This window comes from Pseudomonas anguilliseptica, from assembly GCF_021375795.1.
GTDB classification, from domain to species: domain Bacteria; phylum Pseudomonadota; class Gammaproteobacteria; order Pseudomonadales; family Pseudomonadaceae; genus Aquipseudomonas; species Aquipseudomonas anguilliseptica_A.
This window is the reverse complement of sequence record NZ_JAEIOI010000001.1, coordinates 41,078-59,508: the sequence shown is the minus strand read 5'-3', so window position 1 is coordinate 59,508 and position 18,431 is coordinate 41,078. Positions and strand designations below refer to the sequence as shown.

The following is an 18,431-nucleotide window of genomic DNA, read 5'->3' as shown; positions in this document are numbered from 1 at the left end:
TACGCTGTACTGGATCTGAGCACCCTGGAGTGGCCCATGCGCCTCTGCATTATCCTGGTCTGCTGGCTGTGCAGCGCAGTTACCCTGGCCGAGCCACTGCGGGTCGGCCTGGAAAATCACGACTACTACCCCTACTACAAGGCCGTGGAGGGGCAGCCCTACAACGGCTACTGCATCGCCCTGTTGCAGGCCTTCGCCAAACACGAAGGCCTTGAGCTGGAACTGCGTCCGCAACCGGTCAACCGTCTGTATCGCAATATGCTGGGCGAACAGAGCCTCGACCTGCTGTTCCCCGACAACCCGGCCTGGGCCCGCGAAGCCCGTGACGGCCAGCCGCTGTATTACAGCCAGGCCGTGGTGGAAATCGTCGACGCCACCCTGGTGCGCCGCGAGCAGCTCAATCAGGGGCTGGGCGCAATCAAACGGGTGGGTATCGTCCGTGGCTTTACTGCCGAGGCCTGGCAACCACTGCTGGAGCAACACCGCATCGAACTGGTGGAAGTGCAGGACATCCAGAGCATGCTGCGCATGCTCGAACGCGGCCGCCTGGATGCCATCTACGCCAACCCGCAGGTGGTGCAGCACCATATGCAACTGCTCGGCATCGACCCGCAGCAACTGCAACGTGACCCGCAATTACCGCAGATCACCACCAGCTTTCATCTGAGCAGTTACCGCTACCCGCAGCTGATCAAACGCTTCGACCAGTTCCTGAGCGAGCAGGCCCCCAGGCTCAGCCAACTGCACCAGCAGTTCGGCGTGCCCTGATCAGCCGCACCGGCCTGCCCCGGCACCTGCTATGGTTGCCACAAACCCCAGCACAGAGCCTGCCATGGAACCCGGAAACGCCCAGCTGTCGATGACCGTACTGATGACCCCGGACATGGCCAACTTCTCCGGCAATGTGCACGGCGGCACCCTGCTCAAATACCTCGATGAAGTCGCCTACGCCTGCGCCAGCCGCTATGCCGGTTGTTACGTGGTGACCCTGTCGGTGGACCAGGTGATCTTCCGCGAACCCATTCATGTCGGCGAACTGGTGACCTTCCTCGCCTCGGTCAATTATTCCGGGCGTACCTCGATGGAAGTCGGCATCAAGGTGATCACCGAGAACATCCGCGAGCGCTCGGTGCGCCACACCAACAGCTGCTTCTTCACCATGGTCGCGGTGGACGAACACGGCAAACCAGCGGCGATTCCGGCCCTTGAGCCGACCACCGCAGACGCCCTGCGACGCCAGCGCCAGGCCCTGCAACGTCGGCAGATCCGCAACGAGCTGCAACAGCGCTACCAGGCGCTGAACGAAGAAAAAAGCTGAACCCGCAGACAACATCGCACGCCAGCGGCACAATTGTGCCCTGCGCATAACACCGAGTAAGGCCATGGAAAGCCTGTATTTCTCCCCCATGCTACTGAGCATCAACCTGATGCTCGGCAGCGCCGTGGCCTGCAGTGGCCTGTGGTACTTCTCCCGCCCCTATCGTGGCCCCGGCATCTGGATGGCCGGAACCTGGACGCTGCTGATCGGCGTGTTGCTGTTCGTTGGCTACATGGGCACTGGCAACAAACTGCTGAACATCAGCGGCAACGCCCTGCAACTGGCTGGCGAAGCCCTGCTGATGGTTGGGGTTTTCCGGTTTCTGGGCCTGCCGCCGCCCTGGTGGATCGTCCCGGCCAGTGCCGGCGCGATGAGCGCAGTGATGTGCTGGCACTGGTTTGTTGCCGCGATCAATACCGAACTGGTGGTGACGATCTACTCGCTGATTGGTGGCCTGCTGCCCATCCAGGCCTGTCGCGCGTTATGGACGGCCTCGGCTGAGGCAGAACTGAAAAGCGTACGGCGCTTCGTCGCCCTTACGTTCGCCGCCTTTGCCCTGATCACTCTGATTCGCGGCCTGCTGGGTCTGATTGATGGCCTGCAAGGCATCGAACACGTCGACGTAACCCAGTCGGTTGCCTACCTGCTGCCCTACAATTTCGGCGTCCCGCTGTGGGTAACCGGCCTGGTCGGCCTGACCCTGCTGACCATGCGCCGCATCCTCGCCGACAGCCAGCGCAATGCCCAGCAGGCGGCCGCCAACGCCGAACGCTTCGAACGCCTGATGAGCGTGAGCAACGCCGGAGTGGTGGTACTGGAAGATGACCGCATCATCGACAGCAACCCCAGGCTGGAACAGCTGTTTGCGCAAACCCGCGAACAACTGCTCGGTCAACCGCTGTCGCGGCTATTCGACAGCAGCAGCCAACAGCCGCTCAGCGACCTGCTGCTGCAGGCCGATGGCCAGCCCCACGACCTGCTCGCCCAACGCGCAGACGGCCAGACATTTGCCGCCGAGCTGAGCATCGTGCGGCTGGCCGAAGCCCAGCAGCAGGTCGCCGAAATCCGTGATGTCAGCCAACGCAAAACCCTCGAAGAGCAACTGCGCCAGCTCGCCACCACCGACCCGTTGACCGGCGCCCTCAACCGCCGCGCCTTCCAGCAGCGCGCCGAACACGAACTGCAGCGCAGCCAGCGCCAGGCCACGCCGCTGTGCCTGGCGATGCTCGACCTCGACCACTTCAAACGGGTCAACGACCAGTACGGCCATGCAGCCGGTGATCAGGTGCTGGTGGCGTTCAGTGCCCTGTGCCGGCAGCAGGCACGCAGTACCGACCTGTTCGCCCGTATGGGTGGCGAGGAATTCGTCATCCTCCTGCCCGACAGCGACCTGCACACGCACCCCATCGACACGCTTCAGGGCCCGCTGAACATCAGCGTCAGCATCGGCCTGGCCAGCAGCCGCCCGCATGAAACCCTGGAGCAGCTGCTACAGCGCGCCGACACCCAGCTGTACCAGGCCAAAACCCAGGGCCGTAACCGCATCTGCCAGGATGCCGAATGAGTACAGGCTCAGCGGTTGTGCTCTGTTAAGCTCTGCTTCCTGCTGCCGGAGCCATTATGTTCGAGCTCTTTGATATGTTTCTGCTGATGCTATTCGCCACTGCCTGCGCCTGGCTGTGGCATGCCCATGGCTTGCGCGAACGGGCGCTGGAGCTGGTGAAACAGCACTGCGCCAAGACCGATATCGAATTACTCGATGACAATGTCGCCCTGCGCCGGCTCGCCCTGTTGCCTGATGCACGCGGCCGCAAACGCCTGGCCCGGGTGTATGGTTTCGAATTTACGGTAACCGGCGAACAGCGGCATGAAGGCAGCATCACCTTATTCGGCAAGCACCTGGGGCGCATCGAATTGGCTGCCCACCCATTGCGTGAGCCGCCACCCAGCGCTCAGGTGATCGAAATGCAGCAGTGGCGCGCACTGCATCAGGAACCGGACAACAACACCCGTCACTAGAGCCTGACACCCGCCTCGGCCAAGAACGCCAGTACCTGTTGCCACTCGACCCGACAGCCATGGGTCATTGGCCCCCGCAGCACACGGCACTTCAACCGATGCCAGCGGCCACCCTGCTGATGAAGCCGGCAACCCGCCAGCAACCAGTTCGGCTCGAATGCATCCCACACACCCGCCACGACCCAATGGTTGAGCCAGACCTGCGGAGCCACTTCATAGTGGTAGATATGCTGCAGCTCACGGCGGCTCAGGCCACTGGCGCGCAGCCTTACAGCGATCTGACGCAGCGCTGACTGATCCAGTTCAGTGTCCAGCCACAGCTCGGACAGCGCCAGCCAGACATCCTCGCGGCAGGCCATGGCTCAGCACTCAGTTGCGCTGCAACAGAAAGCTCGCCACACGGGCAGCGCTCTCGGCCGGTTGTTCCTGCATAAAACAGTGCCCGCCGGGCACTACATGGCCACTGACATGCCCATTGCTGGCGCACCAACGGGCCACCGACTTGGCCACAAAGGGGTAACTGCGCTCACCATAAAGCACCTGGGTCGGGGTGGTGACTTTGCCCAGCGACGGCCACAAGCGCTTGGGAAAAGAGCTGAAAATGTCGGCTTCGCGACTCGGCCGGCAGCACAGCTCGACGCCCTTGTCGCTGTCTTTCAAGGCATGTTGGATATAGGCGGCAAAGGCTTCTTCGGTCCAACCGCGAAACATCCCGCGGCCATGCAGCGCGGTATGCGCAGCGGCGCGGTCCGGCCAGCTGCTACGGCGCTTGAGTGCCTTGCTGGCCAGGGTGGTGCGCCGGCTCAAGCCCACCACATCGGACAACGCCATCACCCCGATCATCGCCGGGCTGAACAACACCGGGTCGAGCAATACCGCGCGCTGGAACAACTCGGGATGGCGCGCCAGGATCAAGCTGGTCAACACCCCGCCGAAACTGTGGCCCAGCGCATAAGCCGGGGCATCGGCAAAACGCTCACGTCCAGCGGTAAACGCCTCTACCGCCAGCTCGGCACTGCGGTTCCAGCCATGGAAGCGTCCACCATGATCACTCTCGCCATGACCCTGCACATCGCACAGCCACAGGTCGAAATCCTCGGCCAACAGTGCCAGCATCGGCGTATACACCCGCCCGCAATAGCCGTTGCCATGCAGAAAGTGCAACACAGGTTTGCCTGTAGGCGGCGTATACCAGCCACGCAAGGTGAAACCGGCGCTGCTGTCGTGTGACCAGGGAAGAACGTGCATGGGCGTGCCTTGCGTGAATTCATTAACCGGAATTATCAGCGTAACCAGACGACTCGTCAGTTCTATCTGACTCCGGCATGCTGATCGCAAACCTATCAGGGAGGACGTAAGGGTGTTTGTTTTACTGGAATCCAGCCACGCCGGCTTTATCGAGCACCTGCAAGAGCAGCTCAGCAGCGCCGGCATTGATTGCCATGTACTGGCCATGGGACGCGCCGCAGACGGTGAACTGCACTTTGCCATTCGCCTGCCGCTTTACAGCCAGATGCGCCACGCACGTCACCTGTTGTACCGTGACAGGCTATTTGCCTTGCGCATCGACCCGGTGTTCCATCAAGAGTGGCATGCACTGCGCGAAGCCCCCAAACAGCAGGTGCTACAGTGGCTCACCTCACCTCTAGCTATGCGTATCAGCGCCCTGGCTGTGCTGATTCTGCTATTCGGCAGCCTGGCCGAAATGATCTGGCGCTAATACACAGGCGGCAAACCCGGCCTGCAACGCCGACACTTCCTGCGCCTCGCTAAAGATCAGCTCCAACCGCGAGTCCTTGCGCCATTCGCTGTTCTGCCAGTGCAGCGCCTCACCGTTCAGGGCGTTGGCGGATAGCCAGCCGGCGTTGCTGTGCAGCACCAGCTTGGCGCGGCACCAGGGCAAGCTGGTAAGCCACTGCTGCACGCGCAGCAACTCGAACTGCTGACTGGGGTGCCAGCGCCAGCCGATGCTCCAGCCTTCGACCTGCTGTTGCACCTGGCAAATCGGCTCGCTTGGGCTGCGCCACAGTTGCGGCAACGGCGCGCTGCCGCTGGGCAGATTATCCAGCGTGCCCGCGCTCTCGGCCTGGGCGCTAAAACCGGGCAACTCTGAGAGCGGCAAGGCGCCCTGACGGGTCCAGTAAATCGGCCGCGCGGGCAGTTGCAGCTGAATGCGCGCCTGGGTGGCGTCATCCAGCCCTTCGGCCTTGTTCAACAGCAGCAGCCCGGCGTGGCCAAGCGTCGCCTGCTGACTCTCCGGCAGCGCCTCACCCGCCGCCAGGGCCTGCGCGTCCAGCACCAGCAGCGGCTCCTGCACAGCCAGCACGCCAGTCCAAGGCGCTGCACCCAGTTGCTCCAGCAGTTGCAGTGGATGACCGAGGCCGGACGGCTCGATCAGCAGGCGATCCGGTTTGGCCTTGCGCAACAGCCGACTCAGGCCGACCTGAAACGGCACGCCGTTGACGCAACACAGGCAGCCACCCGCCACTTCACCGAGGGCCACGCCGTCGTCGTCCGTGGTCAGCAGCGCGGCATCCAGGCCGATCAGGCCGAATTCATTGATCAGCAGCGCCCAGCGTTCATGCGCAGGGCGCTGCGCCAGCAGATGGCGAATCAGGCTGGTCTTGCCGGCACCCAGGGGGCCGGCGATCAGGTGGGTAGGGATATTTTTCAGCATGGGCCTATGGTGAGGGTTTGCCGGCCTGGGGAGAACCCCGGTACGGGGCGCAGACTGAATAAAAGCAGCATGCTAGAGTCGCCGGCATATTTTTTTGGGGGTCGGTCAATGCGTGTTTTTCTGTTGCTGAGCCTGTTCACACTGTCCGGCCTGGCCTGGGGCGAGGCCTGTGTGGTGCATAGCCAGGCCGAACGCCTGGATGTAAAAGTCTGCCAGCAGAACCGCAGCATCCCGCCCAACCTGTTCCGCACTGGCTTCTGTCAGCCGCAGTTGCAGGGCCAGAAGGTCGAGGTGGAATTTGTCGAGCAATGCCCGATGGGCGCCTTTGGCGTATGCCGTAACGCCACCGTGGGCGGCACGCCTTATCAGCAGGATGTGCACTACTACGGCGTGGCCACGGATGCCACCTACCTCAAGCCTTTCTGCGAAAAGCAGAGCAAGGGTGTGTGGATGGCGCGTTAGCCGTCATCAAAGCGTAACCATGCCTATGTTCTAGTAGTTCCGGGTACCTCACCCCTGCATGCCGGGTCACGCGCCGGCATGCTTTCTAGTGCTTAAGGCTGCTTTCTACGCAGCCTATTTTTTGCCTGAAATTCAAGCCAGCCAGTCCAGCGTCAGCAACAAACGCCGCTCACCGTCCGGCGGTTGCGGCGAGCGGTGAATCAGCCCGCCACCCTCGTTACCCGTCCATTTTTCGCCCTTGGCCAGCAGCACATGGCCGGCCTCGGCTCGCTGGATCAGACTCGAATCGCTGGGCTCCGCTGCCGGATCGCCCAAGCGGCGGCGCGCCATCACGCCTTCTGCCAGCCACTCGCTGCCGACCCCGGCATAGCTGGAAATCAGCCGCACCGGCACGTGATCGACGTGAAAGCGCGGGCACATGGCCTTGTCGAGAATACGCAGGCGCAGGCCGATGCGTTTGGCGTCGAACAGGCAGGCGAAGGCGCTGACCAGCCAGCTGACGTCCTGCAAAAAGGCCGCCTGGCCCGGCAGGTCGCTGTAACCATCCACCAGGCCACTCAGGTTCGCCTCACTCTCCGGGTTGGCCAACTCCAGCACCATGGATTGGCTCAGCGGCTCGCCCTGAGCCAGCAGGGCGTTGGCAAAATCGCTGATCTGCGGCGGTAGCTGACGCTGCCAAAGCGCCAGATTGACCTCATCACGCAGCACTTCGCCGAATACATCAATCTGCTCGCTGCTGACCTGCTGCAGCGGCTGACGCAACACCTGCGCGAGCATCAGGCCGCCTCCTCATGCCAGGGGCCAAACGGGTCGGGCAGTGCACGCCAGGCATCAACACCGAGGGCCATTTCCGCCTCGGTGAGCAGGCAGGCATCCAGTTCGGCGGTGAGCAGGGCGAAGTCGATGTTCTGGCCTATAAATACCAGCTCCTGGCGGCAGTCACCGGTCTGGGTTTGCCAGTTTTTCATGATCGCCTGCAGGCCTTCCTCATCCTGTGGCCACTGCGCCTTGGGCACAAAGCGCCACCAGCGCCCGGCAAAACCATGGCGCATTAGACCTCCCGCCTGGGACCAGCTGCCGGCCTCCTGGTACTTGCTGGCCAACCAGAAGAAGCCCTTGCTGCGCAGCAGACGGCCATTAGTCCATTCGCGGTTGATGAAATTGAAGAAACGCTCGGGATGCAGCGGCTTGCGCGCCCGGTAAGCGGTGGAGGCAATGCCGTATTCCTCGGTTTCCGGGATGTGTTCGCCGCGCAGTTCCTTGAGCCAACCCGGCGCCTGAGCAGCGCGCTCGAAGTCGAAACGACCGGTGTTGAGGATCTTCTCCAGCGGCACAGCGCCCATGGCCATCGGCACGATTTCGGCGTGGGTATTGAGGCCCTTGAGAATGGCCATCAGCTCCTCGCGCTCATGGCTGCTGATCAGGTCGATCTTGCTGATCAGCAGCACATCGGCGAATTCCACCTGTTCGATCAGCAGGTCAGTGATTGAGCGCTCATCCTCTTCACCGAGGGTTTCGCCACGGCTGGCCAGGCTCTCGGCCTCATGGAAGTCGCGCAGAAAGTTCACCCCGTCGACCACCGTGACCATGGTGTCCAGACGCGCCACATCGGCCAGGCTCTGGCCGTCTTCGCCACGGAAGGTGAAGGTCTCGGCCACCGGCAGCGGCTCGCTGATCCCGGTGGATTCGATCAGCAGATAGTCGAAACGGCCATCACGGGCCAGGCGGCCGACTTCTTCCAGCAAGTCTTCGCGCAGGGTGCAGCAGATGCAGCCGTTGCTCATTTCCACGAGCTTTTCTTCGGCGCGGTTCAGACTGACATCACGCTGAACTTCGCTGCCATCGATATTGATCTCGCTCATATCGTTAACGATCACCGCCACTTTCAAACCCTGGCGGTTTTTCAGGATGGCGTTGAGCAAGGTGCTTTTACCGGCACCGAGAAAGCCGGACAGCACGGTTACGGGAAGGCGATTGGTCATGGTTGCAGGCTCCATCATTGTTCGGTGTGGCGCAGGTGTTTTTCGCGTTGTTCCTGACGCTCTTTGGCTTCGATGCACAGGCTCGCAGTGGGCCGTAGCAACAGGCGTTTGAGGCCAATCGGCTCGCCGGTCTCGACGCACCAGCCGTATTCGCCGCGGGCCAGGCGGTCGAGGGCTTCATCGATCTTGTCGAGCAGCTTCTTTTCCCGTTCCAGCAGGCGCAGTTGCCACTGGCGCTGTTCTTCGGCGCTGCCGATATCGGCGGGGTCGCTGCTGGTTTCGCGTTCGCGCAGGGTTTCGAACTCCTCGGCAATGCGGTTCTGCAGTTCATCGCGCTGGCTGAGCAGCAGCGTGCGGAAGAATTGCTGTTGCGCGGCGTTCATATAGTCATCCGCCGGCTGAGCGAGCAGTTCGGCGTGGGTAAGCAGCGTTTCGGTCATCGTCAGGATTCACTGGTTTTGTGTTGCAATTGTTATAACATAACATTTAAACCCATAACCGAGCGCTGATTTCTGATGAACGCACTGACCCTGCCGGACATAGCCGCGCAAACGCCTGCCCATGAACACACCCTCGACTGGGTTGGCATGCAAGGCATCGCGCTGCCAATCAACCTGGCTGGGCAGCGCATCCAGGCCTACGCGGATGTCGGAGTCAGCCTGGATGATGGCAATGCCCGTGGCATTCATATGTCGCGCCTGTACCTGGCGCTGCATGGGCTGGAACACTGCGAACTGAACACGACGACGCTGCAGCAACTGCTGAACGAGTTTCTGCACAGCCACCAGGACCTGTCGCAACAGGCGTCGATTGCCCTGCGCGGTGAGGCGTTGCTCAGCCGCCCGGCACTGGTCAGCCCCCTGGCAGGATGGAAGGCTTACCCCTTCGAAGTGCGCGCACGCCAGGATTCATGGAGGTTTCACGTGGAACTACAGGTAGAGGTGGCCTATTCCTCGACCTGCCCGTGCTCCGCTGCCCTGGCGCGCCAGCTGATTCAGCAGCGCTTTGTCGAGGATTTCGCCGGCCAGCCGCTGGACCACGCACAACTGCTGGCCTGGCTCGGCTCGCCCCAAGGCATCGTCGCCACGCCGCACAGCCAGCGCAGCTACGCCACATTGCAGGTTCGCCTGCACAGCGACAGCGTGGAATTGCCGCTGGTTGCGCTGATCGACAGCGCCGAGCAGGCCCTCGGCACAGCCGTGCAAACGGCGGTAAAGCGCGCCGATGAACAGGCTTTCGCCCTGGCCAACGGGCAAAACCTGATGTTCTGCGAAGACGCCGCCCGCCGCCTACACAGTGCCTTGCGCGAACACGCGGGTTTCCGCGCCTTTCAACTGCGCGTGGTGCACGCAGAAAGTCTGCACGCCCACGATGCAGTGGCGGAGAGCCGCTGCAACTGGCGATGATTTACCCCGCCCCAAGTCAACGCTACCCTGCCGGCTTACCAGTGCAACAGGGATCGCCGCATGCGCGCAACACCACCACCGCCGAGCTTCGACCTTCGCGCTTACCAGGCTGATGACCTGGCAACCCTGGTTGAGCTGTTTCAGGCTTCAGTCAGTCAGCTGAGCACAGCGCACTACGACGCTGCGCAGCGCCAGGCCTGGGCACCAGCCGTTGCAGACATACCAGCATGGAAAACACGTTTATCGTCACTTGAATTACTTATCGCCGAAGATAACCATGTTATCTCCGGTTTTATTGGCTTTAGCCTGGATGGCCATATCGACCTGCTGTACTGCGCGCCCGCTTATACCCGCCAGGGTGTGGCCAGCACCTTGTATGCCGCTGCCGAGCAACGCTTGCGCGCGGCGGGGGTGCGCGAGCTGTTTACCGAGGCCAGCCTGGTGGCCCAGGCATTTTTTGCCAGCCAGGGCTTTTCTGTGCAGCAGGCACAGACGGTAACGCGCGGCGCTGTTACCTTGCCGCGCATGCTGATGCGCAAAACCCTGGAGCCGCAATGAATACCCTGACGATTATCGTGCTGACAGCCGTGGTGCTGGCCGCCTGCGCCTTGGCGCTTTGGAGCTGGTTCAACCAGCGCAAGCTGGAAAAACTCGATGAGCGGATCAACCGACAGAGCGAGCTGATTGCACAACTCGACAGCGTGTTGGAAAACCCGCAGCTCAGCGAAGCCGAGCAGCTGGAAAAAAGCGAAGCCTTGCTGGCCAAGCTGCAGGAAACCCGCAAGCCCTAGTCCTGTGGGGTTGCTGACAATCAGACGGCGTAAAGCCATCTCGCTAGGAGCGGCCTTGGTCGCGATGTTGTTGGATTGACTGTGATCGCGGGCAAGCCCGCGTCTACAACAGCATTTGGCACCCTACCAGCCGCCGCCTCCCCCGCCACCACCGCCACCGCCTGACGAGCCGCCGCCGGATGAGCCACCACCGCCCGATGAACTGCTCGACGGTGGCGATGAGGCCAATGCAGTGGCACTGCTTAGCCCGGCAGCCAGAGCGGTGCTCATGGCCAGCGGGGTGCTGAAACTGCTGCGGCTGTGGTACCAGTCGGGTTGATAGTCACGCTGCGCCGGATCGATCAGGCCGTTGGCCAGGGCCGTGCTGAAGCGCGCACTCCACTTGTCCTCGACGCCCAGGGCCATGGCGTAAGGCAGGTGTTTCTCGTACAGCGCAATGCTCATCGCTGGCGCATTGCCGGCCAGGGCCAGTGCGTCGCTTTCCGCCAGTTGCAGGTAGTCGCGGTAGCCTTCCAACCCGTCGAGCAATTGCCGTCCCAGCAACGTGGGGGCCGGTAGCAGGTAGAAAAACAGCAGCACCAGCAGCACATATGCACACAGCAGCACCAGTGCCGGCCAGGCACTAGCCTCGGCAAGCATCAGCAGGCCAATCGGCACCGGCAACGCAAACAGCAGGCCGAAAAACCCCAGGAAAATGCCCTTGCCCCAGCTGGGTTGATGCTTGGCCAGGTAGAGTACGAAAAACGCCGGCACACCAAACCCCACAGAGAACACCATACCGGCCAGGCTAGTGGCCACGTCATCTTCACTACGTGCATCGACCAGCAGCGTTACCAGGCAGCCGACCAGCGCCCAGATCAATCCCCAGGTCCAGATGCCGCGGTTGTTGCTGAACCAGGCGCTGCCCTGCTGCTGCAGCTGGCTTTTCATGCCGGCCAGAGCATCGGCCAAGCGCGGCTCATAGTCGCTGCCCAGTTTCAGCGCAATGCCTTCCTTGTTGGCCGGAAACAGACGCTTGCGCACCTCGCGATCCTCTTCACTGAGATCACCGGTGCCTTTACCGCGCGCCAGGCTAAAAGCTCCGCTGCGGGTTTCTTCAAGGTGCAGATACTTGCGGATGGCCATATCGGTGAGCCATACGCTGAACGCACGGGCGTCCTGAAAATGCCCCTTGAAACCGCGATGCCAGAGGTAGCCGGCCTGCACCGGGCTCATGCCTTGCGGTGCCTCGAACAGCGGAATGATCAGGCCTTTCTGCGGATCACGGCCAACCCGGTCCCAGGCACGCAGGTAAAACAGCAGCAAACCAATCAGCAACAGCGCGCCGAGCAGCAGGCCAAGGTTGTCACGCAACAAGTTGCCAGCACGCTCAAGTACACCTGGACGGGTCACCAGCCCGGCTTGCCAGTCCACTGCCACGGTCAGGCCGTGGTAAGCCGGCAAAGCTTGGGTAGTGACCAGGCGCAGATAGTCGTCGCGCTGCTCGAGCACCGCATAGGCCTCGCCCTGCTCACCATCGGCCCCGGTATAGGCGGCCAGATCACCTATCCGTGCACCGGCAGGCAGCTTGACCTCCGCCGAGGCCCGCAGAATCGGAAACACCCATTGATTACCGGTAACGTTCCAATACAACTCATCCGAATCCGCGTGGTGCAACAACTGCCGTTCAACCCGGTAACGCAACTCGTATTGATAACGCCCCGGCTGCAGCAGATGGTCGGCCGAGCCGAGGTAATAGCGCACCCAGGTGCCGTTCTGCTCAACCCGCACACGCTCCGCCTGGCCATCGCGACTCGCCCCGAGCAAGGTGATCGGGCTGCTCTGCAGCAGGCCCATGGGCAGGCTGTAGGTAACCGGCAGATCGCGATAGATACCGCGCTTGATCTGCTCACCCTCGGCCTGCACGGTAATCCGTTCGGTCACCAGCAGGTTGCCGTCCACCTGCACCTGCAGGGTCACGGCAAAGTCTTCAATTACCTCAGCCGCAACAGCCCACAACGGCAGCAGACACAGGCTCAACAGGGCAAAACGCAGCGCTCGCAGCATGTCAAAACTCCATTTTTGGCGACTGAGCGTCACGCGGGTCATCCAGGCTGAAGTACTCCGCCTGAGTAAAGGCAAAGGGCCGCGCCACCAGGTTGCTCGGCACCGACTCAACCAGCACATTCAGCTCGCGCACCGCGCCGTTGTAGTAACGCCGGGCCATCTGGATATGGTTCTCGACCTCGGTGAGGTTGCGCTGCAGATCGAGAAACTGACCATCGGCCTTGAGCGTCGGATAGTCCTCGATCAAGGCAAACAACTGGCGCAGCTGCGTGCCCAGGTGCGCCTCCACCGGCGCCCGCTCGCCCAGCGGCGAATCGGCCAGCTGCACGGCGCGCATACGCTCCTGCACCAGCGCCTCAAGCGTGCCTTGCTCGTACTTCATGTACTGGCGCACGCACTCGACCAGGGCCGGAATCAGGCTGGCGCGGCGTTTGAGCTGCACGTCGATACCGCTCCACGCCTCGGCCACCCGCGCGCGGTTGAACACCAGGCGGTTGTAGTAATAAATCGTCAACCCGGCGAGCGCCACCAGCAGCGCCAGCACCACCCAGAATCCCACCCCTTGCATAGCCACTCCTTGAGAAAACCGAATGAACGCCTGCGCTATCCGCCACCACTTCACACCATAGCCGGTGTCGCCCGCGCCTGCCGGCACACCCGGTAACGCCAGCAAAGCGGACAGCCCCCAGCAATCGCCGTATCCTCTAGGGCCAGCCACTACGAGGCACCCCATGCAGATCGAGTTACTGGAAATCCGCGATCACCTGCAGCGTTTCCCGCCCTTCGATGCCCTGCCAGACGCCAGCCTGGACGCCATCGCCCGGCAGATCGAGGTGGCCTACTTCAAGGCCGGCAGCGACATCCTGCTGTACGGCGCGGCGATTCACGAGCTGCACTATGTACGCAGCGGCGCGGTGGAAATCTACCGACGCAACGGCGCGCTGTACAACCGCCTGAGCGAGGGCGACATCTTCGGCCAGGCCGGCCTGCTGCGCAGCAACAAGGTGCGCTTCCCGGCGCGGGCGATTGAAGACAGCCTGATCTACTTTATCCCCGCCACGCTGTTCGCCCAGCTGTGCGAAGAGCACGACGGCTTTGCCGAATTCGTCGAGGCCGAAGGCCAGTCGCGGCTCAAATCTGCGGTGGAAAGCCAGGGCCAGGCCAGCGAGCTGATCCAGCTCAAGGTGCGCAAACTGATCTCCCGCCAGGCGGTCAGCGCGGCACCGCACACCACCGTACAGCAGGCCGCGCAGCTGATGACCGAACAGAGCGTGTCCTCCCTGGTGATCGTCGACGACAGCGCATCTTCGGCCGGCATGGTCGGCATCCTCACTGACCGCGACCTGCGCACCCGTGTGCTCGCCGTTGGGCTGGACAGCGCCACGCCGGTCAGCGAGGTGATGTCGCCAAATCCCATCACCGTTCAGGCGGATGACAGCGTATTCGACGCCATGCTGTGCATGCTGCGCCATAACATCCACTACCTGCCGGTGATGCAGCGGCGTCGGCCGATAGGCCTGATCAACCTCAGCGACATCATCCGCTACGAGTCGCAGAGCAGCCTGTACCTGGTCAACTCGATCTTCAACCAAACGGATGTCGCCGGCCTGCAGAGCCTGCTGGCCGACCTGCGCGGCACCTTCGTGCGCATGGTCAACGAACAGGCCACCGCGCATATGGTCGGCAGCGCCATGGCCGGCATCGGCCGCGCCTTTACCCAGCGCCTGTTGGAACTGGCCGAACAGCAACTCGGCCCGCCGCCGGTGCCTTACTGCTTTATGGTCGCCGGTTCCATGGCCCGTGATGAACAGCTGCTGGTGACTGATCAGGACAACGCCCTGGTGCTCGATGACCGCTTCGATCCGGCGCAACACGATGCCTACTTCGCCGCCCTCGCCCAGTTCGTCAGCGACGGCCTGGCCGCCTGCGGTTACAGCTACTGCAAGGGCGGCATCATGGCCAGCAACGCCCAATGGCGGCAGCCGCTGAGCGTCTGGCGCGGCTACTTCCAGCAGTGGATCGACCAACCCAAGCCGCAAACCCTGCTCAACAGCTGCATCTTCTTCGACCTCGACGGCGTGTATGGCGAGGTAGAACTGGTGGAAAACCTCAAAGACCTGCTCGCGCAGAAAGCCAGCAGCAACCCGGCCTTCCTCGCCGCCCTGGCGCGCAACGCCCTCAACCGCACGCCGCCACTGGGCTTCTTCCGCACCTTTGTGATGGAAACCGACGGCCAGCAGAAGCACATCATCAACCTCAAGGGCCGTGGCACCGCGCCGCTCACCGACCTGATCCGGGTGCACGCCCTGGCCTGCGGCAGCAAAGCGCAGAACTCCCTGGAGCGCTTGGACGCCATCGGCAAAACCAAACTGCTGCAGCCCGAAGCCATCAGCCAGCTGCGCTACGCCCTGGAATTTCTCAGCCTGGTGCGGGTGCGCCACCAAGCCCTGGCCGTGGCCGAAGGGCGCCCGCCAGGCAACTACATCGAACCGGCAACGCTGTCCGCCAGCGAACGGCACACCCTCAAGGAAGCCTTTGGCGTGCTCAGCAACGCGCAGAAATTCCTGCGCTTCCGCTACCCCGCACAACCAGGTAAAACCCTGTGACCGCCACAGCACTGGACTGGGTCGCGCGCTTTGCCGAACTCGCCAGCAGCGCCCGCGACCCACGCCTGCAAGCCTTCTACCGGGCCGGCTGCGTAACCGCCGACACCCCGCTGGAACAGGTGCCGCTACTGGCCCTGGACGTGGAGACCACCGGCCTGGACGCCAACCAGCACGCCATCGTCAGCCTCGGCCTGCTGCCCTTCAACCTGCAACGCATCCGCTGCGGCGCAGCGCGCTACTGGGTGGTCAAACCGGCCAGCGAGCTGAGCGGCGAGTCGGTGACCTTTCACCACATCACCCACTCCGACATCCGCCACGCGCCGCGCTTAGAGCAAATCCTCGACGAGCTGCTGACAGCCATGGCCGGCAAGGTGATGGTGGTGCACTACCGCAACATCGAGCGCAGCTTTCTCGACCAGGCGCTGCTTCAGCAGCTGGGTGAGGGTTTGCAGTTCCCGGTGATCGACACCATGCAGCTGGAGGCGCGCCTGTATCCCAAGCGCCAGCCAGGCTGGCTGGGCCGCTTGCTAGGCCGCCACCCGGTGTCGATCCGTTTGGCTGACAGCCGCCTGCGCTACAACCTGCCGCTGTACCAAGCGCACCATGCGTTGACCGATGCGCTGGCCACTGCCGAGCTGCTGCAGGCACAGGTGGCGACGCACTATGCGGCGGATACGTCGGTTGGGGAATTGTGGAGTTGAGGCCTAGGCCTTTTAGCCAGCGATGCCGGCTAATTGTGGGAGGGGCTTTAGCCGCGACAGCAGCATCGTAGGATGGGTCGGGCCGCGTAGGTTGAGCACTGCGATACTCACCAATCTTAGTTTTCTAGTTTAGTAACTCCGATCGTGCAGACGCGCGCCAAATCCTCCGTCAGAAGGGTGAACAGAATCGTTGTGGAAGGGGTTGAGCGGCATGGATGCCGCGAGAGCTGCGATGGGCCAGGGATGGCCCTTCGCAGCGGGCCCCTGGAGCAATGATTCTGCTCACGAACCCTGCCGCAGGCAGGGCCGGATGCCGGGGCGTGTTTCTTTTGCTTACTTTTCTTTGCACGAGCAAAGAAAAGTGAGGCGCCCGAGGGGGCGCAACACGAAACATCAGCGCATACGGTGGTGTGCCGAACAGTAAAAGCGCCCTCTCCCCCGGCCCCTCTCCCGCAAGCGGGCGAGGGGTGAAAAGCATCGCGGCCATGGAACTAGGCGTCCCCGCCGCTCCTACAGGTGCCAAGCGGCACAAATCCCAGGCATAAAAAAGCGCGCCCAAAGGCGCGCTCTTGTACTACCTGCCAACAGCGGTCAGCGCGGTTCGCTCATCAGGCCTTTGACGATGGAAATACAGCCCACCAACAGCACGATGGTGAACGGTAAACCGGTCGACACCGCCATGGCCTGCAAGGCCACCAAGCCGCCGCCAAGCAGCAGAGCGATAGCGATGACGCCTTCGATACTGGCCCAGAATACCCGTTGCGGTACGGGCGAGTTGACCTTGCCACCGGCGGTGATGGTGTCGATCACCAGCGAGCCGGAGTCCGACGAGGTAATAAAGAACACCACCACCAGCACGATGCCGATCAGCGAGGTGATGCTGGCCAGCGGCATCTCACCGAGCATGCTGAACAGCTTGAGTTCCAGGCCCGCCTCCTGCGCGCCGGTAAAGCCGTCGACCAGCAACTGGTTGATCGCCGTGCCACCAAAGGCGGTCATCCACAGCACCGAGACCAGGGACGGCACCAGCAAGACGGCAACCAGGAACTCGCGCACGCTGCGACCACGGCTGACGCGGGCGATAAACATGCCCACGAACGGCGACCAGCTGATCCACCAGGCCCAGTAGAAGGCCGTCCAGCCCTGGCTGAAGTTGGCGTCTTCGCGGCCGACGGGGTTGGCCAGCGCGGGCAGGTATTGCAGGTAGGCCAGAAGGTTGTCGAAGAAGCCAGTGAGGATAGCCAGGGTCGGCCCGGCGATAACCACGAACAGCAGCAGGGCCATGGCCAGGCCCATGTTCAGCTCGGAAAGGCGTTTGACGCCCTTGTCCAGGCCGGACACCACGGAGACCAGGGCGATGATGGTAATGGCGATGATCAGCAGCACTTTGCTGGTGTCACTGGAAGTGATGCCGAACAGGTATTCCATGCCCGCCGCCGCCTGCTCCGCGCCCAGGCCGAGGGAGGTGACCAGGCCGAACAGGGTGGCGAACACCGCGAGGATATCGATGATATGCCCCGGCCAGCCCCATACCCGCTCACCGAGAATCGGGTAGAAGATCGAGCGGATCGACAGCGGCAGGCCCTTGTTGAAGGAGAACAGCGCCAGCGACAGCGCGACAATCGCGTAGATCGCCCAGGGATGCAGGCCCCAGTGGAAGATGGTCGCGGCCATGCCCAGGCGTATCGCCTCTTCGGCATTGCCGGCGGCGCCGCCGAGCGGTGCCCAGTCGGTACGCAGACCATCCTCACCGACGCTGACACCGCCCATGGCCGCGCTGAAGTGCGACATCGGCTCGGAGACGCCATAGAACATCAGGCCAATACCCATACCGGCGGCGAACAGCATGGAGAACCAGCCGAGGTAGGAGTAGTCCGGCTTTGCGTCCATGCCGCCGATGCGTACCTTGCCCAGCGGCGAGACGATCAGGCCAAGGCAGAGCAGCACGAAGATGTTGGCGGCGCCGATAAAGAACCAGGCCAGGTGGTGGGTGAGCCAGTTGCGCAGGGCGCTGAACAGTGGTTCGACCTGGCTTTGCAGGGCCATGGTCAACACCACAAACAGGATGGCGGTGACCGCCGAGATGATGAAGACCTTGCCGTGAATATCCAGGCTGAATGAAAACTGGCCTTGGATATTGTCCTGACCGATGACGTAGTCGGTGTCGATCAGATTGGCGTCGCCGGTGGGTGCCGGGATGCCGTCCAGAGTTACCGCTTCTGGTTGCGGGGTCGTGTCAGACGAAGGTTTCTGCCCCATTGGGTGCTCCTTTGACGTGTGGCACGCTTTACGCGCACGAGGACGGGATTGCCCTACTCGTACAGCCGCCAAGCCGGCGGCTGCGGGGTACAGGGTAACAGCCTGAGCCGATACATGCAGGCGCAACGCCAGTATTGGCGGCCATTGGCGCTCACCAACGGGGC

20 protein-coding genes are annotated in these 18,431 nt (G+C 62.6%); 11 read left to right on the top strand and 9 right to left on the bottom strand.

Annotation, left to right across the window (positions count from 1 at the left end):
* Positions 1-36 precede the first annotated feature (36 nt).
* From IOD17_RS00290 to IOD17_RS00275, 4 genes are all read left to right on the top strand, one after another.
* Complete coding sequence (locus IOD17_RS00290) at positions 37-768, top strand: substrate-binding periplasmic protein (protein WP_233683129.1); 732 nt, start codon at positions 37-39, stop codon at positions 766-768.
* Between the two features lie 64 nt (positions 769-832).
* A complete protein-coding gene (locus IOD17_RS00285; RefSeq protein ID WP_233683128.1) occupies positions 833-1,318 on the top strand; it encodes an acyl-CoA thioesterase in 486 nt (161 codons plus the stop codon).
* A gap of 64 nt (positions 1,319-1,382) precedes the next feature.
* On the top strand, positions 1,383-2,882 hold the full coding sequence (locus tag IOD17_RS00280; protein ID WP_233683127.1) for a GGDEF domain-containing protein: 1,500 nt from the start codon (positions 1,383-1,385) through the stop codon (positions 2,880-2,882).
* A gap of 56 nt (positions 2,883-2,938) precedes the next feature.
* Positions 2,939-3,337, top strand: coding sequence for a DUF3301 domain-containing protein (locus IOD17_RS00275; protein WP_233683126.1), 399 nt, complete (start codon positions 2,939-2,941; stop codon positions 3,335-3,337).
* On the opposite strand, the gene IOD17_RS00270 is transcribed toward IOD17_RS00275, so the two are convergent.
* The gene (locus IOD17_RS00270) at positions 3,334-3,696 is read right to left on the bottom strand and encodes a DUF7079 family protein (RefSeq protein ID WP_233683125.1); all 363 of its coding nucleotides are present in this window, start codon (positions 3,694-3,696) and stop codon (positions 3,334-3,336) included. The two genes, IOD17_RS00275 and IOD17_RS00270, sit on opposite strands and share 4 nt — an antisense overlap.
* Positions 3,697-3,706: 10 nt before the next feature.
* Complete coding sequence (locus tag IOD17_RS00265; protein WP_233683124.1) at positions 3,707-4,585, bottom strand: alpha/beta fold hydrolase; 879 nt, start codon at positions 4,583-4,585, stop codon at positions 3,707-3,709.
* Positions 4,586-4,697: 112 nt separating this feature from the next.
* Here IOD17_RS00265 and IOD17_RS00260 point away from each other — a divergent pair, with 112 nt between their 5' ends.
* Positions 4,698-5,057 carry a hypothetical protein gene (locus tag IOD17_RS00260; protein ID WP_233683123.1) on the top strand — a complete coding sequence of 120 codons (360 nt, stop codon included), beginning with the start codon at positions 4,698-4,700 and terminating at the stop codon, positions 5,055-5,057.
* Here the strand turns inward: IOD17_RS00260 and IOD17_RS00255 are convergent.
* Positions 5,022-6,014: a CobW family GTP-binding protein gene (locus IOD17_RS00255; RefSeq protein WP_233683122.1), complete on the bottom strand. Its 993-nt coding sequence runs from the start codon at positions 6,012-6,014 to the stop codon at positions 5,022-5,024. The genes IOD17_RS00260 and IOD17_RS00255 overlap by 36 nt on opposite strands.
* 108 nt (positions 6,015-6,122) lie before the next feature.
* On the opposite strand from IOD17_RS00255, the gene IOD17_RS00250 reads away from it, so the two are divergent.
* The gene (locus IOD17_RS00250) at positions 6,123-6,476 is read left to right on the top strand and encodes an NADH:ubiquinone oxidoreductase (RefSeq protein WP_233683121.1); all 354 of its coding nucleotides are present in this window, start codon (positions 6,123-6,125) and stop codon (positions 6,474-6,476) included.
* A gap of 132 nt (positions 6,477-6,608) precedes the next feature.
* Here IOD17_RS00250 and IOD17_RS00245 read toward each other — a convergent pair whose 3' ends face one another.
* From IOD17_RS00245 to dksA, 3 genes are read right to left on the bottom strand one after another with little or no spacing between them, the layout of a single operon-like run.
* The gene (locus IOD17_RS00245; RefSeq protein ID WP_233683120.1) at positions 6,609-7,253 is read right to left on the bottom strand and encodes a DUF1826 domain-containing protein; all 645 of its coding nucleotides are present in this window, start codon (positions 7,251-7,253) and stop codon (positions 6,609-6,611) included.
* Positions 7,253-8,458 carry a zinc metallochaperone GTPase ZigA gene (gene zigA, locus IOD17_RS00240; RefSeq protein WP_233683119.1) on the bottom strand — a complete coding sequence of 402 codons (1,206 nt, stop codon included), beginning with the start codon at positions 8,456-8,458 and terminating at the stop codon, positions 7,253-7,255. Before zigA ends, IOD17_RS00245 begins: the two co-directional genes overlap by 1 nt.
* A 14-nt stretch (positions 8,459-8,472) precedes the next feature.
* The gene (gene dksA / locus IOD17_RS00235; protein ID WP_233683118.1) at positions 8,473-8,898 is read right to left on the bottom strand and encodes an RNA polymerase-binding protein DksA; all 426 of its coding nucleotides are present in this window, start codon (positions 8,896-8,898) and stop codon (positions 8,473-8,475) included.
* Between the two features lie 75 nt (positions 8,899-8,973).
* On the opposite strand from dksA, the gene folE2 reads away from it, so the two are divergent.
* From folE2 to IOD17_RS00220, 3 genes are read left to right on the top strand one after another with little or no spacing between them, the layout of a single operon-like run.
* Positions 8,974-9,864, top strand: a complete 891-nt coding sequence (gene folE2, locus IOD17_RS00230) for a GTP cyclohydrolase FolE2 (RefSeq protein ID WP_233683117.1) — start codon at positions 8,974-8,976, stop codon at positions 9,862-9,864.
* Between the two features lie 60 nt (positions 9,865-9,924).
* Positions 9,925-10,422 carry a GNAT family N-acetyltransferase gene (locus IOD17_RS00225; RefSeq protein WP_233683116.1) on the top strand — a complete coding sequence of 166 codons (498 nt, stop codon included), beginning with the start codon at positions 9,925-9,927 and terminating at the stop codon, positions 10,420-10,422.
* Positions 10,419-10,655: a hypothetical protein gene (locus tag IOD17_RS00220; protein WP_233683115.1), complete on the top strand. Its 237-nt coding sequence runs from the start codon at positions 10,419-10,421 to the stop codon at positions 10,653-10,655. The genes IOD17_RS00225 and IOD17_RS00220 overlap by 4 nt, the downstream gene beginning before the upstream one ends.
* 123 nt (positions 10,656-10,778) lie before the next feature.
* On the opposite strand, the gene IOD17_RS00215 is transcribed toward IOD17_RS00220, so the two are convergent.
* A complete protein-coding gene (locus IOD17_RS00215) occupies positions 10,779-12,701 on the bottom strand; it encodes a DUF2207 domain-containing protein (RefSeq protein ID WP_233683114.1) in 1,923 nt (640 codons plus the stop codon).
* Position 12,702: 1 nt separating this feature from the next.
* Positions 12,703-13,269, bottom strand: a complete 567-nt coding sequence (locus tag IOD17_RS00210) for a LemA family protein (protein ID WP_233683113.1) — start codon at positions 13,267-13,269, stop codon at positions 12,703-12,705.
* Between the two features lie 163 nt (positions 13,270-13,432).
* Between IOD17_RS00210 and IOD17_RS00205 the strand changes: the two genes are divergently transcribed.
* Both IOD17_RS00205 and IOD17_RS00200 read left to right on the top strand, forming a co-directional pair.
* The gene (locus tag IOD17_RS00205) at positions 13,433-15,307 is read left to right on the top strand and encodes a DUF294 nucleotidyltransferase-like domain-containing protein (RefSeq protein WP_233683112.1); all 1,875 of its coding nucleotides are present in this window, start codon (positions 13,433-13,435) and stop codon (positions 15,305-15,307) included.
* Entirely contained in the window at positions 15,304-16,008 is a 705-nt protein-coding gene (locus tag IOD17_RS00200) for a 3'-5' exonuclease (protein ID WP_233683111.1), read from the top strand. Before IOD17_RS00205 ends, IOD17_RS00200 begins: the two co-directional genes overlap by 4 nt.
* A 591-nt stretch (positions 16,009-16,599) precedes the next feature.
* Here IOD17_RS00200 and IOD17_RS00195 read toward each other — a convergent pair.
* Positions 16,600-18,267 (bottom strand): BCCT family transporter, encoded by a 1,668-nt coding sequence (locus IOD17_RS00195; RefSeq protein WP_233683110.1) that lies wholly within the window; start codon positions 18,265-18,267, stop codon positions 16,600-16,602.
* Positions 18,268-18,431 lie beyond the last annotated feature (164 nt).

Bases quoted from the DNA above. Each gene is read 5' to 3' on its own strand.
- IOD17_RS00290 (WP_233683129.1), top strand. From the start codon at position 37: ATGCGCCTCTGCATTATCCTGGTCTGCTGGCTGTGCAGCGCAGTTACC.
- IOD17_RS00285 (WP_233683128.1), top strand. From the start codon at position 833: ATGGAACCCGGAAACGCCCAGCTGTCGATGACCGTACTGATGACCCCG.
- IOD17_RS00280 (WP_233683127.1), top strand. From the start codon at position 1,383: ATGGAAAGCCTGTATTTCTCCCCCATGCTACTGAGCATCAACCTGATG.
- IOD17_RS00275 (WP_233683126.1), top strand. From the start codon at position 2,939: ATGTTCGAGCTCTTTGATATGTTTCTGCTGATGCTATTCGCCACTGCC.
- IOD17_RS00270 (WP_233683125.1), bottom strand. From the start codon at position 3,696: ATGGCCTGCCGCGAGGATGTCTGGCTGGCGCTGTCCGAGCTGTGGCTG.
- IOD17_RS00265 (WP_233683124.1), bottom strand. From the start codon at position 4,585: ATGCACGTTCTTCCCTGGTCACACGACAGCAGCGCCGGTTTCACCTTG.
- IOD17_RS00255 (WP_233683122.1), bottom strand. From the start codon at position 6,014: ATGCTGAAAAATATCCCTACCCACCTGATCGCCGGCCCCCTGGGTGCC.
- IOD17_RS00250 (WP_233683121.1), top strand. From the start codon at position 6,123: ATGCGTGTTTTTCTGTTGCTGAGCCTGTTCACACTGTCCGGCCTGGCC.
- IOD17_RS00245 (WP_233683120.1), bottom strand. From the start codon at position 7,253: ATGCTCGCGCAGGTGTTGCGTCAGCCGCTGCAGCAGGTCAGCAGCGAG.
- zigA (WP_233683119.1), bottom strand. From the start codon at position 8,458: ATGACCAATCGCCTTCCCGTAACCGTGCTGTCCGGCTTTCTCGGTGCC.
- dksA (WP_233683118.1), bottom strand. From the start codon at position 8,898: ATGACCGAAACGCTGCTTACCCACGCCGAACTGCTCGCTCAGCCGGCG.
- folE2 (WP_233683117.1), top strand. From the start codon at position 8,974: ATGAACGCACTGACCCTGCCGGACATAGCCGCGCAAACGCCTGCCCAT.
- IOD17_RS00225 (WP_233683116.1), top strand. From the start codon at position 9,925: ATGCGCGCAACACCACCACCGCCGAGCTTCGACCTTCGCGCTTACCAG.
- IOD17_RS00220 (WP_233683115.1), top strand. From the start codon at position 10,419: ATGAATACCCTGACGATTATCGTGCTGACAGCCGTGGTGCTGGCCGCC.
- IOD17_RS00215 (WP_233683114.1), bottom strand. From the start codon at position 12,701: ATGCTGCGAGCGCTGCGTTTTGCCCTGTTGAGCCTGTGTCTGCTGCCG.
- IOD17_RS00210 (WP_233683113.1), bottom strand. From the start codon at position 13,269: ATGCAAGGGGTGGGATTCTGGGTGGTGCTGGCGCTGCTGGTGGCGCTC.
- IOD17_RS00205 (WP_233683112.1), top strand. From the start codon at position 13,433: ATGCAGATCGAGTTACTGGAAATCCGCGATCACCTGCAGCGTTTCCCG.
- IOD17_RS00195 (WP_233683110.1), bottom strand. From the start codon at position 18,267: ATGGGGCAGAAACCTTCGTCTGACACGACCCCGCAACCAGAAGCGGTA.